The 18,666-nt window shown below is 39.6% G+C and carries 19 protein-coding genes, 1 tRNA gene and 2 pseudogenes; 20 read left to right on the top strand and 2 right to left on the bottom strand.

What is annotated here, in order from left to right:
- The first annotated feature begins 55 nt into the window (after positions 1–55).
- From E3C75_RS10270 to folP, 3 genes are all read left to right on the top strand, one after another.
- Complete coding sequence (locus E3C75_RS10270) at positions 56–1,900, top strand: APC family permease (protein ID WP_064355794.1); 1,845 nt, start codon at positions 56–58, stop codon at positions 1,898–1,900.
- 145 nt (positions 1,901–2,045) lie between these two features.
- Entirely contained in the window at positions 2,046–2,609 is a 564-nt protein-coding gene (gene folE / locus E3C75_RS10265) for a GTP cyclohydrolase I FolE (RefSeq protein WP_011226385.1), read from the top strand.
- Positions 2,610–2,627: 18 nt separating this feature from the next.
- A complete protein-coding gene (gene folP, locus E3C75_RS10260; RefSeq protein WP_002953386.1) occupies positions 2,628–3,428 on the top strand; it encodes a dihydropteroate synthase in 801 nt (266 codons plus the stop codon).
- A gap of 31 nt (positions 3,429–3,459) precedes the next feature.
- Here the strand turns inward: folP and E3C75_RS10255 are convergent, their stop codons facing one another.
- Positions 3,460–4,911: an alpha-amylase gene (locus E3C75_RS10255; RefSeq protein WP_082309085.1), complete on the bottom strand. Its 1,452-nt coding sequence runs from the start codon at positions 4,909–4,911 to the stop codon at positions 3,460–3,462.
- Between the two features lie 221 nt (positions 4,912–5,132).
- Between E3C75_RS10255 and folB the strand changes: the two genes are divergently transcribed.
- The 8 genes and pseudogenes from folB to E3C75_RS10215 all read left to right on the top strand — a co-directional run bounded on the left by folB (position 5,133) and on the right by E3C75_RS10215 (position 11,977).
- Entirely contained in the window at positions 5,133–5,492 is a 360-nt protein-coding gene (gene folB, locus E3C75_RS10250; protein WP_084829781.1) for a dihydroneopterin aldolase, read from the top strand.
- A complete protein-coding gene (gene folK, locus E3C75_RS10245; RefSeq protein ID WP_011681480.1) occupies positions 5,489–5,980 on the top strand; it encodes a 2-amino-4-hydroxy-6-hydroxymethyldihydropteridine diphosphokinase in 492 nt (163 codons plus the stop codon). The genes folB and folK overlap by 4 nt, the downstream gene beginning before the upstream one ends.
- A gap of 188 nt (positions 5,981–6,168) precedes the next feature.
- Positions 6,169–7,071: a UDP-N-acetylmuramate dehydrogenase gene (gene murB, locus E3C75_RS10240; protein WP_014608604.1), complete on the top strand. Its 903-nt coding sequence runs from the start codon at positions 6,169–6,171 to the stop codon at positions 7,069–7,071.
- A 44-nt stretch (positions 7,072–7,115) separates the two neighbouring features.
- Entirely contained in the window at positions 7,116–8,270 is a 1,155-nt protein-coding gene (locus E3C75_RS10235) for an ABC transporter ATP-binding protein (RefSeq protein ID WP_111679675.1), read from the top strand.
- Positions 8,254–9,048, top strand: a complete 795-nt coding sequence (locus E3C75_RS10230; RefSeq protein ID WP_002951547.1) for an ABC transporter permease — start codon at positions 8,254–8,256, stop codon at positions 9,046–9,048. Before E3C75_RS10235 ends, E3C75_RS10230 begins: the two co-directional genes overlap by 17 nt.
- Positions 9,045–9,824 (top strand): ABC transporter permease, encoded by a 780-nt coding sequence (locus tag E3C75_RS10225; RefSeq protein ID WP_011681478.1) that lies wholly within the window; start codon positions 9,045–9,047, stop codon positions 9,822–9,824. The genes E3C75_RS10230 and E3C75_RS10225 overlap by 4 nt, the downstream gene beginning before the upstream one ends.
- On the top strand, positions 9,817–10,884 hold the full coding sequence (locus E3C75_RS10220) for an ABC transporter substrate-binding protein (protein WP_011681477.1): 1,068 nt from the start codon (positions 9,817–9,819) through the stop codon (positions 10,882–10,884). Before E3C75_RS10225 ends, E3C75_RS10220 begins: the two co-directional genes overlap by 8 nt.
- Positions 10,885–11,073: 189 nt before the next feature.
- Positions 11,074–11,977, top strand: a pseudogene (locus tag E3C75_RS10215) (SPFH domain-containing protein).
- A gap of 43 nt (positions 11,978–12,020) precedes the next feature.
- Here E3C75_RS10215 and gloA read toward each other — a convergent pair.
- Entirely contained in the window at positions 12,021–12,416 is a 396-nt protein-coding gene (gene gloA, locus E3C75_RS10210; RefSeq protein WP_002951541.1) for a lactoylglutathione lyase, read from the bottom strand.
- Positions 12,417–12,464: 48 nt separating this feature from the next.
- On the opposite strand from gloA, the pseudogene E3C75_RS10205 reads away from it, so the two are divergent.
- The 9 genes and pseudogenes from E3C75_RS10205 to E3C75_RS10165 all read left to right on the top strand — a co-directional run bounded on the left by E3C75_RS10205 (position 12,465) and on the right by E3C75_RS10165 (position 18,662).
- Positions 12,465–13,367 (top strand): annotated as a pseudogene (locus E3C75_RS10205) (ROK family protein).
- A gap of 154 nt (positions 13,368–13,521) precedes the next feature.
- Positions 13,522–14,616 carry a 3-phosphoserine/phosphohydroxythreonine transaminase gene (gene serC, locus E3C75_RS10200; protein ID WP_111679674.1) on the top strand — a complete coding sequence of 365 codons (1,095 nt, stop codon included), beginning with the start codon at positions 13,522–13,524 and terminating at the stop codon, positions 14,614–14,616.
- Between the two features lie 11 nt (positions 14,617–14,627).
- Positions 14,628–15,185 (top strand): GNAT family acetyltransferase, encoded by a 558-nt coding sequence (locus E3C75_RS10195; RefSeq protein ID WP_011226372.1) that lies wholly within the window; start codon positions 14,628–14,630, stop codon positions 15,183–15,185.
- 18 nt (positions 15,186–15,203) lie between these two features.
- Positions 15,204–16,382 carry a 3-phosphoglycerate dehydrogenase family protein gene (locus E3C75_RS10190; protein WP_100273438.1) on the top strand — a complete coding sequence of 393 codons (1,179 nt, stop codon included), beginning with the start codon at positions 15,204–15,206 and terminating at the stop codon, positions 16,380–16,382.
- Between the two features lie 226 nt (positions 16,383–16,608).
- Positions 16,609–16,932, top strand: coding sequence for a methylated-DNA--[protein]-cysteine S-methyltransferase (locus tag E3C75_RS10185; RefSeq protein WP_373368724.1), 324 nt, complete (start codon positions 16,609–16,611; stop codon positions 16,930–16,932).
- 34 nt (positions 16,933–16,966) lie between these two features.
- Positions 16,967–17,320 (top strand): arsenate reductase family protein, encoded by a 354-nt coding sequence (locus E3C75_RS10180; RefSeq protein ID WP_100273437.1) that lies wholly within the window; start codon positions 16,967–16,969, stop codon positions 17,318–17,320.
- 57 nt (positions 17,321–17,377) lie between these two features.
- A tRNA-Thr gene (locus E3C75_RS10175) sits at positions 17,378–17,448 on the top strand.
- Positions 17,449–17,599: 151 nt separating this feature from the next.
- Complete coding sequence (locus E3C75_RS10170) at positions 17,600–17,974, top strand: CidA/LrgA family protein (RefSeq protein WP_011681474.1); 375 nt, start codon at positions 17,600–17,602, stop codon at positions 17,972–17,974.
- Complete coding sequence (locus E3C75_RS10165) at positions 17,967–18,662, top strand: LrgB family protein (protein WP_011681473.1); 696 nt, start codon at positions 17,967–17,969, stop codon at positions 18,660–18,662. Before E3C75_RS10170 ends, E3C75_RS10165 begins: the two co-directional genes overlap by 8 nt.
- Positions 18,663–18,666: the final 4 nt, after the last annotated feature.

Raw genomic sequence — 18,666 nt, 5'->3', positions numbered from 1 at the left:
GGATAAGAATTAGGGGCGTATAATACTTCATGTGTTTTAAAAGTAAGGAGAAAAAATGTTACAACGTCTGAAAAACTTTTTAATAGGTGAACCCTTGACCCATGATAATAGCAGTGATGATCACTTATTATCTAAGGTTCAGGCATTAGCTATGTTGTCGAGTGATGCTCTATCATCTATCGCATACGGCCCTGAGCAAGTCGTATTGGTTTTGATGGCTGTATCAAGCGCTGCTATTTGGTGGTCTATCCCGATTGGGATTTTGGTTTTAGTCCTTTTGATTAGCCTTACCATTTCTTACAGACAGGTAATTAAGGCCTATCCACAAGGTGGTGGAGCCTACATGGTAACTTCGGAAAATCTGTCACCTAAATTTGGTTTGATAGCTGGAGGTAGCCTCCTAGTCGACTATATGTTGACAGTTGCCGTTTCAGTTGCCGCAGGTGCAGATGCCATTACCTCAGCCATTCCATTACTTCACCCCTATAATCTTCAAATCTCAATAATTTTGGTGCTTGTTTTAATGGTGTTGAACCTCAGGGGAATGCGTGAGTCGGCAAAGTCTTTGATGGTTCCTGTTTATCTCTTTATTGCCTCAACGCTGTTCCTATTAGGATATGGTTTCTTACAGATCTTAACGGGGCATATGCCTTATGCGGCTACGGCGCATTTAGGCCAACCGATTACAGGTGTGTCAGTGATTCTTATTTTAAGGGCCTTTACTTCAGGTTCGGCTTCATTGACAGGGGTGGAAGCTATCTCTAATGCAGTGCCTTTCTTTAAGAAACCTAAGTCTAAGAATGCGGCATCAACCCTCTTTATCATGTCAAGTATTTTGGGAATTATGTTTACTGGAATTACCTTTCTTAACTGGTGGACTGGTATTACACCTCATTCAGGTGTGACAATGTTGGCGCAACTGGCTAGGGAAATTCTTGGTGATTCATGGTTTGGCAGTATCTTATTTTATATTTTTCAGTTCTCAACTGCCATGATTCTTGCAGTGGCAGCAAATACTGGTTTTTCAGCCTTTCCGATGTTGTCCTTTAACATGGCTAAGAATAAATACATGCCTCATATCTATCTTGAAAAAGGTGCACGTATGGCCTACTCTAACGGTATCTTGACGCTGGCTATTGGGGCCATTACTCTCTTATTCATTTTCCGAGGAAATACGGAACGTTTGATTCCGCTTTATACAATAGGGGTGTTCGTTCCTTTTGCACTTTCTCAAACAGGTATGGTTGTTCATTGGAGTCGTGAATATGGTAAGGGTTTCTGGAAGCATTCTTTAGCTAATATTTTAGGTGCCTTAATTTGTTACGGTATTGTTCTCATTCTCATTCTCTTCCGTTTAGGGGATATTTGGCCATTCTTCCCAATTATTGCTATTTTGATGTGGATGTTTCTTAAGATTAAGAAACATTACGATGGGGTTGCTCAACAGTTGCGTATTGATGGCCCAGTCAAAGAACATCATTATCAAGGTAACATTGTCCTTATCTTGGTGGGAAATGTTACAAAGGCTAATATTGGTGCCATTTCTTATGCACGTTCTATTGGTGATAAGGTTATTGCTATGCACGTGTCTACTAAAGATACAGAGAATAAGGATAAGGAAATCGAACAAGAGTTTAAAAAATATTTCCCAGAAATCGAGATGGTTCATATCCGATCACCTTACAGCTCAATTACACAGTCAACTATTCAATATGTAGACGAAGTGGCTACTCAGGCTGATAAGGATAATGCGACTCTGACTGTTTTGATTCCACAGTTTGTTCCGAAAAAATCATGGCAAAATATACTTCACAACCAGACGAGTTTACGATTGAAATATTATCTCAAATGGCGTGAAAATATTGTCATTTCATCATATTCTTACCACTTAAAAGATTAAATAAAGACAAGCGAAAACGGTTCTCGTGTGACGGGGAGTTTTCGCTTTTTTGGTTAGAATTCAGCTAGACAATTTTATTTTTTGCAAGAAAAATCAAGCAAAATGAGTTATAATAGGTAGTATTATAAGGTTTCAAGAGGAAATTATGGAAAATCAAGAAAAAGTAGAACAAGCAGTCTATCAATTATTGGAAGCTTTGGGTGAGAATCCTGAGCGTGAAGGTCTTTTGGATACGCCAAAACGTGTGGCTAAGATGTATGCTGAGATGTTTTCAGGTTTAAATGAAGACCCGAAAGATCAGTTTACAGCGGTTTTTTCAGAGGTTCATGATGAAGTTGTACTTGTTAAGGATATTCCTTTTTACTCTATGTGTGAGCATCACTTGGTTCCTTTTTATGGCATGGCTCATGTAGCCTATTTGCCAAGTGGGGATAAGGTGACAGGACTATCAAAATTGGCACGTGCTGTTGAAGTGGCAGCCCGTCGTCCACAATTGCAAGAACGTCTCACAGATCAAGTCGCTACAGCGCTTGAAGAAGCCCTTAATCCTCGAGGGGTCTTTGTTATGGTGGAAGCTGAGCACATGTGTATGACTATGCGTGGTATTAAAAAACCAGGAAGTAAGACCATCACAACGGTTGCTAAAGGCATCTATAAAGAAGACCGTGAAGAACGTAAGGAAATTCTTTCTTTGATGCGTGATTTTTAGGAGTTAATAGGAGTTAAAATGTTTATTGGTAAACATGAAATTGCAGGTAAGGCCTGCATTATGGGAATCTTGAATGTCACCCCAGACTCTTTCTCAGACGGTGGGGATTTTGACACAATTGAAGATGCATTGGCCCAGGTTGAGCGTATGATTTCCCAAGGGGCTAGCATTATCGATGTAGGTGGTGAATCTACAAGACCTGGAGCGGAATTTGTAACCGAGGAAGAAGAGATTGCTCGTATAGTACCAATTATACAAGCTATTAAGGAAAAATATGATGTTCTTATCAGTATTGACACTTACAAGACAGCCACTGCCAGAGCTGCTCTTGAAGCAGGTGCAGATATTCTTAATGATGTCTGGGCAGGACTTTATGATGGTCAGATGCTAGCCTTATCAGCTGAAAAAAATGTACCGATTATCCTCATGCATAATCAAAAAGAAGAAAAATACAATGATGTCACAGAGAATGTCTGTACTTTCCTTAGTCAACGTACGCAAGCTGCCTTGGAAGCAGGTGTAGCTAAAGAAAATATTTGGATTGATCCTGGCTTTGGTTTTGCCAAGAATGTTCAACACAATATTGACCTGCTTAGGGGCTTGGACAAAGTTGTTGGACTTGGGTATCCTGTTCTTTTTGGGATTTCTCGTAAGCGTGTTGTGGATTTTCTCCTAGGTGGAAATATTCCTGCCAAGGACCGTGATCAAGGGACAGCTGCTTTATCTGCTTATGCTGTTAGCAAAGGATGTCAGATTGTCCGTGTCCATAATGTTGAAGCCAATCGTGATGTCGTTAAGACTATCTCAGGAATTTTATGAAATTAAAAAAAGCTCAAATCGAGCTTTTTTCTTAGTCTTGAATTGTCCAAACGCTGACAGATTTTTCAGAGACTGGGAAGTCTCCCCACCCGTCTTCGTCAATTGTTACAGTATCAGAGCAGTTTCCAAGAATATCATAGAAAGTTTGTCCAGCCCAATCACTTCCAATTTCCATAGATTTGTTGTTGGCAGCATCATTAGAAATGGTTACGGCTAATGGAGTACAGTCTTCATTACCAGAGCGTGTCCATCCAATACAGTTAGGGTCGTCAAAGTAGTCTGTTTGCTCTCCATAAGCCAAATCTTTACGAGCGTAAAGTAAGGTGTCTAGGACCTCTTTGAAACTTTCTTGAGCAAACTCACCATCAATGCCATAGTAGTCACCATAAAATAGGCAAGGAAGGCCGTCTTTACGAAGAAGGATGAGGGCATAGGCAGATGGTTTAAACCATTCTTCAACAGTAGATTCCAATGCTTGTCCACGTTGGGTGTCATGGTTCTCTACGAAGGTTACCGCATGCTCAGGGTGATTTTTGACCAATGTTTGTTCGAAAATAGTCGTCAAATCGTAATCTGCTCCTTTGAGGCTGGCATCATATAAATTGTAATGAAGGCGAACATCCACAAGATCAAAGCGGTTTTCAGTTTTTTCGAGATAAGTATTATTATCCTCTTCCTTGGCATTCCAAAATTCACCAAAAACATAGAAATTTTGACCTTGTTTTTCTTTGACGTCGCGAATAAAATTACGCATAAAGAAATAATCAATGTGCTTGACAGCATCCATTCGGAAACCTTGGACACCAGTTGTTTCGACGAACCAGTCAGCCCATTCGTAAATATTTTCTATAACTTCAGGATGCCTATAATCTAGGTTAGCAAACATAAGGTAGTCAAAGTTACCATTTTCATTGTCAACCAAGTCATTATGTGCCCAGCCTTTGTTGTCACCTTGGATAAGATAGATACCTTTTTTATTTCTTTTGGCATCAAAGTCAATCCCATTAAAGTGGTACCAGTGCCATTCAAAGTCGTTGTAAGCTTTCTGACGTCCGTCAAAAGTGAAATGAGTCCAACCCTCGATTTCAAACGGTTCGCTGATTACTTTGGTACGGTCCTCAGGGTCAACTTCTACCACATAAAAGGTTTCAAGTTTATCCGCGGCTGCCTTGTGGTTGAGCACAACATCGGCCATAGGGATGATACCAACATTTTTGAGTTGGTTGATGGCATTAAGGTATTCTTCCTTGAGACCATATTTGGTGCGTATGGTTCCTTTTTGGTCGAATTCCCCAAGGTCAAATAGGTCATAGACTCCGTAACCAACATCATCTTTGTTAGTAGCTTTGAAAGCAGGTGGCATCCAAACATGGCTGATGCCAAGGTCTGCTAGATGTTGGGCATCTTCAGCTAAGTTGTTCCAATGCTGGCCGTCACTTGGGAGATACCATTCAAAGTATTGCATTGCAGTTTGATTTGTCATAGTTTCTTCCTTATTAGTTGACATAGTCTTGGTTTAGATATCAGGGAGTTTTTAAACTTCTGTGCCTTTATTTTACCAAATCAGAAGAATTACGCAATCGATTGTATGGCCGAAAAAACAATAACTTCAGATTTGTCTAAAATATCATACTAATTAGAGCCCAACTTTTCAACTTTTTTGTGCTAGAATAAAGATGAGTTTAGTCGTCTTAAGGAGAAAATATGGATAAAATTATTTTAAATGGTTGCCGTTTTTATGGCTATCACGGGGCTTTTGTTGAGGAGCAAACCCTAGGGCAAATTTTTGTGGTAGATCTGGAGCTGGCTGTTGATTTGACCAGGGCTTCACAAAGTGACAATCTAGCAGATACGGTTCATTATGGTTTAGTTTTTGAAGCCGTACAGAGACAGGTGGAAGAAGAAAAGTATATTTTGATTGAGCGTTTAGCTGGTGCTATTTGTGAGGACTTGTTTGATCAATTTGTGCCAATCCAATCTATTAAAATTCGAATTATTAAAGAAAATCCACCAATTAATGGGCACTATAGAAGTGTTGGAATTGAATTGGAGCGTAGTCGATGACAAAAGTTTATTTAAGTTTGGGATCTAATATGGGAAATCGTCAAGACTATCTTAAAAAAGCGGTGGAGTCATTGGATCGCTTGCTTGAGACGGAAGTTAAAGCAGTGTCCTCTTATTATGAGACGGCTGCTTGGGGATTAACTGACCAGGCTGATTTTTTGAATCTCGCTTTAGCACTTGACACTCAGTTGCCGGCTGAAAGCTTGCTGAGTGCTTGTCAGGCAATTGAGAAAGATTTAGACCGCGTTCGCCATGAGCATTGGGGCCCTCGAACTGTGGATATTGATATTCTTTTATATGGGCAGGAAATCTGGGGGACTGAGCACCTTAAAGTGCCTCATCCTCTCATGACTCAAAGGGCCTTTGTTTTGGTTCCTCTGCTAGAAATTGCCGAGAATTTAGTTGAGCCTCAAACTGGTCAAGCCTACAAAAAATATTTGAGTCAAATAGACACTAGTGATGTCCGCAAATTGGAGCAAGTGGACTAGTTTTTACTAAAATTCCTTGTCGTCAAGATAGGGATTTTTTGCTATAATTAATTTTGGCTTTTTGTGGTATTTTTCTTTTAATTGTTAGGGAAAATACTAACTCATTTTTAGGTTGTGATAGTAATAAGGGGAAATTTTTCACAATACCTACAAAGAAATAAATGTATAGAAAAAGTATGGGAATTAACATGTTAGATGAACTTAAAGAAGATTTAGTTGGGATTGATATTCGTTTCGACGAACCCTTAAAACGTTATACTTACACCAAGGTTGGAGGTCCAGCGGATTATTTGGCCTTTCCACGTAACCGATATGAGCTTTCTCGTATTGTCAAATTTGCCAACAAGCACAACATTCCATGGATGGTGCTTGGTAATGCCAGTAATTTGATTGTTCGTGACGGTGGTATCCGAGGTTTTGTGATTATGTTTGACAAGCTTAATGGTATCGCTGTCAATGGTTATCAAGTTGAAGCAGAAGCGGGAGCTAATTTGATTGCAACAACCAAGGTGGCTTGTTTCCATAGTTTGACCGGTTTTGAATTTGCGGCGGGAATTCCAGGTAGTATTGGTGGTGCTGTCTTTATGAATGCGGGTGCCTATGGTGGCGAGATTGCACATATCTTGGTTTCTGCTCAGGTTCTTACAAAAGATGGTGATATTCGTACGATTGATGCAAGAGATATGCGTTTTGGTTATCGTCGTTCGGTGCTCCAAGAAACAGGTGAAGTGATTATTTCAGCAAAATTTAACCTCAAACCAGGAGACTACGAACAAATCAAACATGAGATGAACCGCCTTAATCACTTACGAGAACTTAAACAACCTCTCGAATACCCATCATGTGGTTCGGTCTTCAAACGTCCGCCAGGTCATTTTGCTGGTCAGCTTATTATGGAAGCTAACCTCAAGGGACATCGTATCGGTGGTGTTGAGGTTTCAACCAAGCACGCTGGTTTCATGGTCAATGTCGATCAAGGAACAGCGAAAGACTATGAAGATCTTATTGCAGATGTTATCGCTAAGGTTAAGGAAAATTCGGGTGTTACACTAGAGCCTGAAGTTCGCATCATTGGCGACAAATTAAATTAATAATACTAACCCTATTTTTGATATCCATGGAGGATTTATGACAATTGACTAATCCGATTATTGCCTTTCAAAACGTCTCGAAAGTATTTGAAGACAGTGGCACACAAGTTTTAAAAGACATCAACTTTGAACTGGAAGAAGGTAAGTTCTATACCCTGCTTGGGGCTTCTGGTTCTGGTAAATCAACTATCTTGAACATCATTGCTGGTCTCTTAGATGCGACCAGTGGTGACGTTCTTTTGGATGGAAAGCGTATTAATGATATCCCTATCAATAAAAGGGATGTTCACACCGTTTTCCAATCTTATGCCCTCTTTCCACACATGAATGTCTTTGACAATGTGGCTTTTGCGCTTAATTTAAAAAAAGTGCCTAAGAAGGAAATTGAAGAGCGTGTAAAAGAAGCATTGAAAATGGTTCAACTAGATGGTTATCAAAAGCGCTCGATTCAAAAATTATCGGGTGGTCAACGCCAACGTGTAGCTATTGCCCGTGCGATTATCAATCAGCCACGTGTGGTCCTTTTGGATGAGCCCTTGTCAGCACTGGATTTGAAGTTACGTACTGAAATGCAATACGAGTTGCGTGAACTACAGAAACGTCTAGGGATTACTTTTGTCTTTGTCACCCACGACCAGGAAGAAGCCTTGGCCATGTCAGACTGGATTTTTGTTATGAACGATGGTGAAATTGTTCAATCAGGAACGCCTGTTGATATCTATGACGAGCCTATCAACCATTTCGTTGCAACCTTTATCGGAGAATCTAATATCCTACCAGGAGTCATGATTGAGGACTATTTGGTCGAGTTCAACGGAAAACGTTTCGAATCTGTTGATGGAGGAATGCGTCCAAATGAACCTGTCGAAGTGGTTATCCGTCCTGAAGATTTACAAATCACGCTTCCTGAGGAAGGTAAGCTTCAGGTTCGTGTAGAAACACAGCTTTTCCGTGGGGTCCACTATGAAATCATTGCCTATGATAATCTTGGCAATGAATGGATGATTCATTCAACCCGTAAGGCGATTGAGGGTGAGATTATTGGCCTTGATTTTACGCCTGAAGATATTCATATCATGCGTCTTAATGAGACAGAGGAAGAATTCGATGCTCGTATTGAAGAATATGTGGAAATGGAAGAGCCTGAGGATGGCTTGATTAATGCCATTGAGGAGGAGCGTCATGAAGAAAACAGCTAGCCTCTTCTCGGTACCATACCTTCTTTGGCTTCTACTTTTCGTAGTTGCTCCAGTACTCATGCTGCTCTACCAGTCATTTTTTGACATCAGTGGCAATTTTACTTTGGACAACTATGGAACCTTCTTTTCCAGTTGGACTTACTTGAGGATGAGCTTTAACTCGGTCCTTTATGCGGCCATCATAACCTTAGTGACACTCCTCATCTCTTATCCGACCGCATATCTCCTAACCAGACTGAAGCATAAACAACTTTGGTTGATGTTAGTTATTTTACCAACCTGGGTCAACCTTCTTCTAAAAGCTTATGCCTTTATGGGGATTTTTGGCCAACAAGGTGGAATTAACGCCTTTCTTGGTTTCTTTGGGATTGCTCCCATGCAAATTCTCTTTACAGATTTTTCTTTCATTTTTGTAGCCAGTTATATTGAAATTCCATTTATGATTCTACCGATTTTTAATGCTCTGGATGATTTGGATGAAAATATTGTCAATGCAAGTAAGGATTTAGGAGCTAATGATTGGCAGACCTTTACCAAGATTATCTTTCCTTTGTCGCTTAATGGGGTACGCTCGGGTGTACAATCGGTCTTCATTCCTAGTCTTAGCCTCTTCATGCTAACACGTTTGATTGGTGGGAACCGAGTTATTACACTAGGAACGGCTATCGAACAGCATTTCCTCACAACACAAAACTGGGGAATGGGTGCGACCATTGGTGTTGTGCTTATTGTTACTATGATTGCAATCATGTGGTTAACAAAGGAGAGACGTCAATGAAAAAATTTGCAAATCTCTATTTAGCTCTAGTCTTTGTTATCATCTACCTGCCAATCTTTTATCTAATCGCCTTTTCTTTCAATAGTGGTGGCGATATGAATAGTTTCACAGGATTTACTCTTGATAACTATCAGAGCATGTTTTCAGATAGTCGACTCATGTTGATTTTAGCTCAAACCTTCTTTTTAGCTTTTCTTAGTGCCCTCTTGGCGACGATTATTGGTACCTTTGGGTCAATTTTTATCTATGAGAGCAAGCAGAAGCAGCAGACTGGAATCTTATCCCTAAATAACGTGCTAATGGTTGCACCGGACGTTATGATTGGTGCGAGTTTCTTGATTCTCTTTACCTGGATTGGTTTCCAACTTGGCTTTGTATCGGTTTTGTTGAGTCACATTGCCTTCTCAATCCCAATCGTGGTTCTCATGGTTTTGCCGCGCCTCAAGGAAATGAATCGAGACATGGTGAATGCAGCTTATGACCTGGGTGCGACCCAATGGCAGATGTTACGCGAGGTCATGTTGCCATACTTGACACCTGGTATTATCGCTGGTTATTTCATGGCCTTTACCTATTCTTTGGATGACTTCGCAGTAACCTTCTTTGTAACGGGTAATGGTTTTTCAACACTTGCTGTGGAAATTTACTCACGTGCTCGTAAAGGGATTTCCTTGGAAATCAATGCCCTATCAACGGTTGTCTTCCTCTTCTCTATTCTTCTAGTCATTGGATATTATATGATTACCCAGGAGAGAAAGGAGGAGCATGATGCGTAAACTCTATCAATTTCTGTCAGGGATTTTAGCAATTATTTTCTTCCTTTGGGGAATTTCTGCCTACATGCAAAGTCGCACCGGAAGTGCTTCGGACAAACTGGTTATTTATAATTGGGGTGACTACATTGACCCTGATCTCTTGACCAAGTTCACTAAAGAGACAGGAATAAAAGTCCAGTATGAAACCTTTGATTCTAACGAAGCTATGTATACTAAAATTAAGCAAGGTGGTACGACTTACGACATCGCTGTACCTTCGGACTACACCATTGATAAGATGGTCAAGGAAGACCTTTTGGTGAAGTTGGATAAATCTAAAATCCATGGCTTCGATCAGATTGGCTCAAGCTTTAAGGGTCTTAGTTTCGATCCCAATAATGACTATTCTATTCCTTATTTCTGGGGGACAGTCGGAATTGTCTATAATACGAAATTGGTGAAAAAAGCACCTCAGCACTGGAATGATCTTTGGTCACCTGAATACAGAAACCAGATTATGATGGTTGATGGTGCGCGTGAAGTCATTGGTTTTTCTCTCAATAGCTTGGGTTACAGTTTGAATACCAAGAACATGACGGAATTGCGTCTGGCTGAAACTAAACTTAATAGCCTTACACCGAATATTAAAGCTATTGTGGGTGATGAGATGAAGGGCTACATGATTCAAGGTGATGCAGCTATTGGAGTAACCTTCTCAGGGGAAGCCAGTGAGATGCTTGATAAAAATGAAGATCTTCGTTATGTTGTTCCATCTGAAGGCTCAAATCTGTGGTTTGATAATCTGGTCATTCCTAAAACAGTGAAGCATGAAAAAGAAGCTTATGCTTTTATCAACTTCATGCTTAAACCGGAAAATGCAGCGCAAAACGCTGAATATATCGGCTATGCCACACCTAACGAGGCAGCTAAAACCTTACTTCCAAAGAGTATTACTAATGATAAAGCCTTTTACCCATCAGAATCAACCATCAAAAACCTTGAAGTCTATAATAACTTAGGTAAAAAATGGCTTGGGATTTATAATGACATTTACCTTCAAGATAAGATGTATCGTAAATAAAAAGTTTCCTTTTGGACCGTTGGGTTTTAAGCTTAGTCACAAAATACAAGAGGCTGAAACGCTAGTGTTTCAGCCTCTTGTATGATTGTCAAAGCTCTTGAAAAAGATATACTATTTTTCTTGAATAGTTGTATTACTGTGCTATAATAAAGCAAAGAAATCTTTAATGTTTATTTTGGAGGACTTAACATGCAGGCAGCATTTCTCTTTTTACTGATTTTATTCTTGATTATCTTGGGAATTCTCATCAGTATGCTTTATGTCGTACGTCAACAGTCAGTAGCCATCGTTGAACGTTTTGGACGCTATCAAAAAATCGCAACGAGTGGTATTCATATGCGTTTGCCATTCGGTATCGATAAAATACAGCTCGTATTCAACTACGTTTGCTTCAAAGTGAGATTGTGGTTGAAACCAAAACAAAGGACAATGTCTTTGTTATGATGAATGTGGCTACTCAGTATCGTGTAAATGAACAAAATGTTACAGATGCTTACTATAAACTAATGCGACCAGAGGCTCAAATTAAATCATACATTGAGGATGCCCTTCGTTCATCAGTTCCTAAATTGACGCTTGATGAGCTTTTTGAGAAGAAAGATGAAATCGCTCTTGAGGTTCAACATCAAGTAGCCGAAGAAATGACAGCTTATGGATACATCATTGTTAAGACCTTGATTACCAAGGTTAGCCAGATGCTGAAGTTAAGCAGTCTATGAACGAAATTAATGCTGCTCAACGTAAGCGTGTAGCAGCCCAAGAATTGGCAGAAGCTGATAAAATTAAGATTGTCACAGCTGCCGAAGCCGAAGCCGAAGCCGAAAAAGACCGTCTTCATGGTGTTGGTATTGCCCAACAACGTAAAGCCATCGTTGATGGTTTAGCTGAATCTATTGCAGAACTTAAAGAAGCCAATGTTGGTATGTCTGAGGAACAGATTATGTCTATCCTCTTGACCAACCAATATCTAGATACCCTTAATACTTTTGCGGATAAAGGTAATCAAACTTTATTCTTGCCAAATAATCCAAATGGCGTGGATGATATTCATACCCAAATTTTGTCATCCTTAAAGGTCGATAATAAAAAATAAGTAAAAAAGGAGCCAGAGTTGAGATAATCTGACTTCTTTTTCATTATTTTTCCAAGAACTGAGCTAAACGGATGACCTCGATTTTATAGCCATCTGGATCAGTAATAAAGTAGTACATTTTTGGTTTACCAGGTAGACCTGAGAGATCAGTAACATTATAGCCAGCCTCTTTGTGGGCTTGGTGTGTGGCCTCTAGGTCATCAACACCAACAGCGATGTGTCCATAACCATTCCCAAGATCATAAACTTCATGATCGTAGTTGTATGTCAATTCCAACTCGTAATCAGGATCATCTTCTAGTTGCATGTAGACAAGAGTGAACTTATATTCTGGGAAATCGTTACGACGGACTTCCTTAAAACCAAGCGCTTCTTGATAAAATTGTAGTGAAGCTTCTAGGTCTTTAACACGGACACAAGTGTGTAGAAATTTAGTCATGTGAGAGACTCCTTTTATCTAGTTTTCTAAAACCATTATAGCATTTTGATAGCGTTTTTTCTAGTTTTAGCAATTGATTTTGGAGGGACTCAGGTAAAGTCTGCTCTTGTTTCAGAGGACCTTGTCCTCGAAAAGAGTTTGCCAACGCAATCATCCCCTCAGACCTTGGATAAGGCTCTCGATGTTATTGATCATTTAGTAACTTCGGTTGAAGTAGCTTTATCAGGCAGTGCAATTAGTGTTCCTGAAACTGTTGATACGGAAGGAGGGTGTGATTTATCACGGCGGTTTGTTGAGATTCTTTCATGGTTTTCGTGTCAAAGAAACCCTGCAAGCTAAGTATCATTTTCCAGTAGCTGCGCTTAATGATGGTAAAGCAGCAGCCTTGGCTGAACTAGCCACAGGTCATTTGAAAGGAGTGACTAACGGTGCTGCTCTTGTTTTAGGGTCAGGCCTTGGTGGAGGTATAATAATCAATGGTAAACTTTTTCAGGGAAGCCATTTCCAGGCAGGAGAGTTGACCTTTCTCCTTCCTCTTCAAATGGAAAAACTTGATCCTTCATTGATGCAAGGAACAACTCTTTCAGCTGTTGGTTTGATTACTAAAGTTAATGAAATTTTAGCTAGTCTTGATTAAAAGATGGTTTGCTAGCCTTTAAGGCAATTAATGCTAAAAAGGAAGCAGTTTATCCAATCTTTGAGACCTATTGTCGAAACCTAGCTATTACTATATTGAATCTTCAAACTATCTTTGATATGGAAACCTTTGTTCTTGGAGGTGGTATTTCAGCTCAGTCTATTCTGATAGAAAAAGTCAACCGCCAGTTTGATAAGGTTCACCATGAGATTGATTTTATCGGTAAAATTATTAAACGTCCAAAGATTGTAGCCTGTCATCATCATAATGGAGCAAATCTAATCGGTGCAGCCTATTTTCTTAAGCAAGGATAACGGATAGTAAATCTGATTACTTGCAAAAATATACATAAAATACCTAACTTTTTTTGTGACGAACGGGCAATTCCGTTCGTTTTTTACTATTAACACTTTACAATATTCAGAAAATTCGCTATAATGGGCCCATTAAAATTTTGGAGGTGTCTTTATGACAATTTATAATTTCTCAGCAGGACCTGCTACATTACCAAAACCTGTGCTCGAAAAAGCACAAGCTGAATTGCTTAACTATCAAGATTCCGGTATGTCCGTGCTAGAAATGTCCCACCGTTCTCCAGAATTTGACAAAATCATTAAAGATGCGGAAACGACACTTCGCGAGCTTATGGACATTCCTGATAACTATAAGGTTATTTTCTTGCAAGGGGGCGCTTCAACGCAATTCACAATGGTTCCACTGAACCTTGCTCAAGGTAAGAAAGCTTACTACCTTGTAGGTGGTTCATGGGGTAAAAAAGCCTATACTGAAGCTGTCAAGCTTTCAAAAACTATTCCTTTTGAACCAATTCTTTTGGCGTCATCTGAGGATACTGTTTACGATCATATACCAAGTTTTGATCCTTCAACGATTGATCCAGAAGCCGCTTATGTTCACTTGACTACCAATAATACAATTGAGGGAACATCTATCTATGATTTGCCTGATACTAATGGTGTGCCAATTGTAGCAGATATGTCTTCAAATATCTTAGCAGCTCGCTATAATGTTGAGGATTTTGCTCTTATCTATGCTGGTGCTCAGAAAAATATTGGACCTGCGGGTGTGACGGTGGTTATCGTCCGTGAAGACTTCCTTAACGATCAACCACAATTGTCTGCCATGTTGGACTACCGTATTCAAGCTGAAGCAGGATCACTCTACAATACACCACCATGTTTCAATATCTATATTTCAAAACTCGTTTTTGACTGGGTAAAAAATGAGATTGGTGGCGTAGATAAGATGGCGGAAATTCAACGTGAAAAATCAGGTCTTCTTTATGACTATATCGAATCATCTGATTTCTACACCAATCCTGTTAAAGATGCCAAGGATCGTTCTGTCTGCAACATTCCATTTGTCACACCAAGTAAAGACTTGGATGCCAAATTTGTAGCAGAAGCAGATGCTCTTGGTTTCAAAAATATCAAGGGACACCGTTCAGTGGGTGGTATGCGTGCCAGTGTTTATAACGCCTTTCCGCGTCAAGGTGTGCTTGATTTGATTGACTTTATGAAGAAATTTGAAGATGAAAATAAATAATTAGGAAAGAGATGGAAATTAGACAAGCTTTCCCAAATGAAATTGGTGCTATCATGACCGTGATTGAGAGTGCTAGAATTGCTTTAGCGGAAGCTGGTAGTTCTCAATGGCAAGGGGCTGATGGTTATCCTACAGAAGAAATCATCTTTGATGATGTCCTTAAAGGACAGGCCTATGTCGGTATCATTGACGGTCAAATTGTTTCTTATGCTGCGGTGGTTACTGATGGAGAGCCCGCCTACGAAAAAATCTATGATGGAGATTGGAAGCATCATAATAAGCGCTATGTTACCTTTCATCGAATTGCCGTTTTAAGAGAATTTACGGGACAGAAAAATGCTCAAACCTTTATTCAAGGTCTTATTGAGGGAACTGACGCTCATGATTTTCGTTGCGACACGCATGAAAAGAATCTTGTCATGCAGCACATTTTGGAGAAACTTGGCTATGTCTATTGTGGTAAGGTTCCTATTGATGGTGAACGACTTGCCTATCAGAAAATCAAAACCAAGAGGGAGAAGGCTTTTTATCAAGAAGTTGATGAAGCTACTCACCACGGAATTCATTAATTTAAGAGGAATAAAATTATGGTATTTAGCGTAAAAACATATAATAATATTAACCAAATTGGTTTGAAGGAACTTGGAAATCATTTTCAAATTGATGGTGATTTAGCGGAAAATCCGGATGCTTACATTATTCGTAGTCAAAATCTCCATGATACAGTTTTCCTTGAAAATTTGAAAGCTATTGCGCGTGCTGGTGCTGGGACTAACAATATCCCAGTTGATAAAGCAACTGAAAAAGGGATTGTTGTCTTCAACACTCCAGGAGCTAATGCTAATGCAGTTAAAGAAGCTGTCTTAGCTTCTATCTTGCTTTCAGCACGTGATTATATTGCGGCCAATACTTGGGTTAACAAACTTAGCGGTGATGATGTGCCTAAACAAATCGAAGCAGGTAAGAAGCAGTTTGCGGGTAGCGAGATTGCAGGTAAGACACTGGGTGTTATTGGCTTGGGTGCCATTGGTGCGCGTATTGCTAACGATGCCTATCGTTTGGGAATGAAGGTCTATGGCTATGACCCATATGTTTCTATTGAAGCAGCTTGGAATATTTCTCACCACGTTAAACGTGTTTCTGATCTCAAAGAAATCTTTGAAAACTGTGATTATATCACTGTTCACGTTCCATTGACACCTGATACGAAAGGTACTTTCAATGCAGACGCCTTTAGCCTCATGCAAAAAGGAACAACAATCATCAACTTTGCCCGTGCAGAATTAGTAGAGAATGATGCGCTCTTTGATGCTTTGGAAACAGGTGTAGTAAAACGTTATATCACTGACTTCGGGACAGAAGAACTACTTAACAAGCCTAATGTGACAGTCTTCCCACACGTTGGTGGTTCAACGGGTGAAGCAGAGCTTAACTGTGCTATTATGGCTGCTCAGACCATCCGTCGCTTCATGGAAACAGGTGAAATTGTCAATTCTGTTAACTTCCCACGTGTACAACAGGTTTTGAGTGCTCCATATCGTATCACTTTGATTAATAAAAACGTGCCTAACATTGTAGCCCGTATTTCAACAGCGGTCTCTGATTTTAATATCAATATAGACAATATCATTAACCGTTCAAAGGGAGAGTATGCTTATACCCTTCTTGACCTTGATGAGACAGACAAGTCTAAGATTGATGAATTGGTCGCTAAGTTTGAGGCGAGCGATAACATCGTACGAGTACGTTTGATTAAAGGTAAATAATTCAGATAAGCTGACAGGAACAAGGCTTTCCTGTCTTTTTTTGGAATAATTAAAATATGTTTTATCGTCAGTATTTTGTATCACCTATTGGTCGCCTGTCCTTGGTTGCAAGTGAGCAAGCCCTCTATGGTATGTGGTTAGAAGGACAAAATCATTTTAGGCTGGTTTTAAGGAAGAGGAGTTAGTAGACATCTCAAATCCTATTTTAGAAGTGACCAAGAAGTGGTTGCAGGCCTATTTTAAAGATGAGAATCCAAGTCCAGATGACCTTCCTTTAGCTGAACAAGGAACAGCTTTCCAACAAAGAGTTTGGTTGGCTTTAAGTGAAATACCTATGGGGCAAATCAGAACCTATGGTCAGATTGGTAAGGCAATCTCTTGTCAATCCGCACAGGCTGTAGGAACTGCTGTTAGTAAGAATCCCTGGCTGATTCTTATCCCTTGTCATCGTGTTTTGCCTAGTAGTGGTCACTTAGGAAATTATGCGGTAGGAGAGGATGTCAAGTGTTTCTTACTTCGTTTGGAAGGTCTTAGGTTTGACAATCCTTAGATAGATTGCTTATGCTAGAGAAAAGGAGAAAAACATGTACACTTTTTATGGATATCCAAAATGTAGCACTTGTCGTAAGGCAAAAGCTGAACTCAATCAATTAGGTCTCGAGGTCGAGTCTGTCAACATTAAGGAAAATCCACCCTCAGCTCAATTTTTAAGAGAGCTTCTAGAGGGGGCAGATTTAGAGCTTAAGAAATTCTTTAATACGAGTGGACAATCCTACCGTTCTTTAGGATTGAAGGACAAACTTCCAACCTTATCACAAGATGAAGCCGTAAAACTCTTATCATCAGATGGTATGTTGATTAAACGTCCTATCTTGATTAAGGATGGAAAGGTTTTACAGGTTGGTTACCGTAGTCCTTACAAAGACTTAAATTTATAAATAATAAGCAAAAACTCTTGCCACAGTAAGTGGAAATATGATAAGATAGAAACAGTTGCCGCTATAGTTAAATGGTATAATAGAGCAATGGTAATGCTCCGTTCCGAGTTCAATTCTCGGTGGTGGCATCTGTGAATGAATCCAGCCTCGGGGTTGGATTTTTTATGTGTTAAGGAGTTGATTAACGATTGCTGATTTTTCAAAAAAATCTACTGAAAACTCTTGAAATTCAAAATAAAAGGAGTAGACTAATAGGTGATTAAACCTAGGAGGCGACTCGTGAAATACTACATTCAATTCATGTTGATTTGTTTGTTTGCTGTGATTGGTGAAGCTCTTTCAACCTTTTTTAAATTACCTGTACCTGGAAGTATCATTGGCTTATTCTTGCTTCTGATTGCTCTACAGCTTAAGTGGATTCGTCTACGTCATATCCATGCTGTAGCAGAGTTTTTAATAGCCAATATGACTATCCTTTTTTTGCCAGCAGGTGTCGGTATTATGGAACGATGGAATGCTATTTCGGCGAATATTGTTCCAATTATTTTGATTATTATGGGTGCCTTGGTTCTTAATATTGTAGTGATTGCCGTAGTTGTCGTCTTTATCAAAAAGCACTTTGAAGGCGATTATGAGGAGGTTAATCATGGCTAATTTTTTTAACACACCCTTGTTTGGTTTAACTCTTTCAGTATTGGCTTACACACTGGGGCTTTTGCTTTATCGCCGTTTCCCTAATCCTTTGACAACGCCTCTTCTTGTGTCAACTGCCTTAATTATTGTCATTTTGCACTATACAGGCATTTCTTACAGGGATTACTATGTAGGTGGTTCTTACCTTAATAGTTTGATTATTCCTTCAACGGTTGCTCTAGCTGTCCCTTTTTATAAAAATCTCCACCTCATGCGTCATCACTATAAGAGTATCTTAATTGGGTCAACAGTTGCCTGTATTCTTAACACTACTTATACCGCTTTGATTGCTAAGCTTTTTGGTATGGATTATTTCCTTGCTATCTCACTCTTTCCTAAGTCTGTAACGACTGCCATGGCTGTAGGGATTTCGGAAAAAATGCAGGGGATTACAACAGTGACTTTGGTCGTAGTTGTTATTACAGGAATCTTGACATCAGTTTTAGGACCTGTCTTTTTAAAGATGATTGGTATTAAAGATCCAGTTGCTATTGGTCTTTCCCTAGGAGGAACTGGGCATGCCGTTGGTACTGGAACTGCCTTCAGATATGGTCAGGTTGCAGGTGCCATGGGTGGTCTATCAATCGCTGTAACAGGGATTTTATATGTCTTTATTAGTCCTATTGTGGCTAGTTTAATTCTGAGATAAAAAA

It is taken from the genome of Streptococcus thermophilus (genome assembly GCF_010120595.1).
GTDB lineage: Bacteria > Bacillota > Bacilli > Lactobacillales > Streptococcaceae > Streptococcus > Streptococcus thermophilus.
The sequence above is the reverse complement of the archived record's forward strand: the minus strand, read 5'-3'. Positions and strand labels throughout refer to the sequence as shown.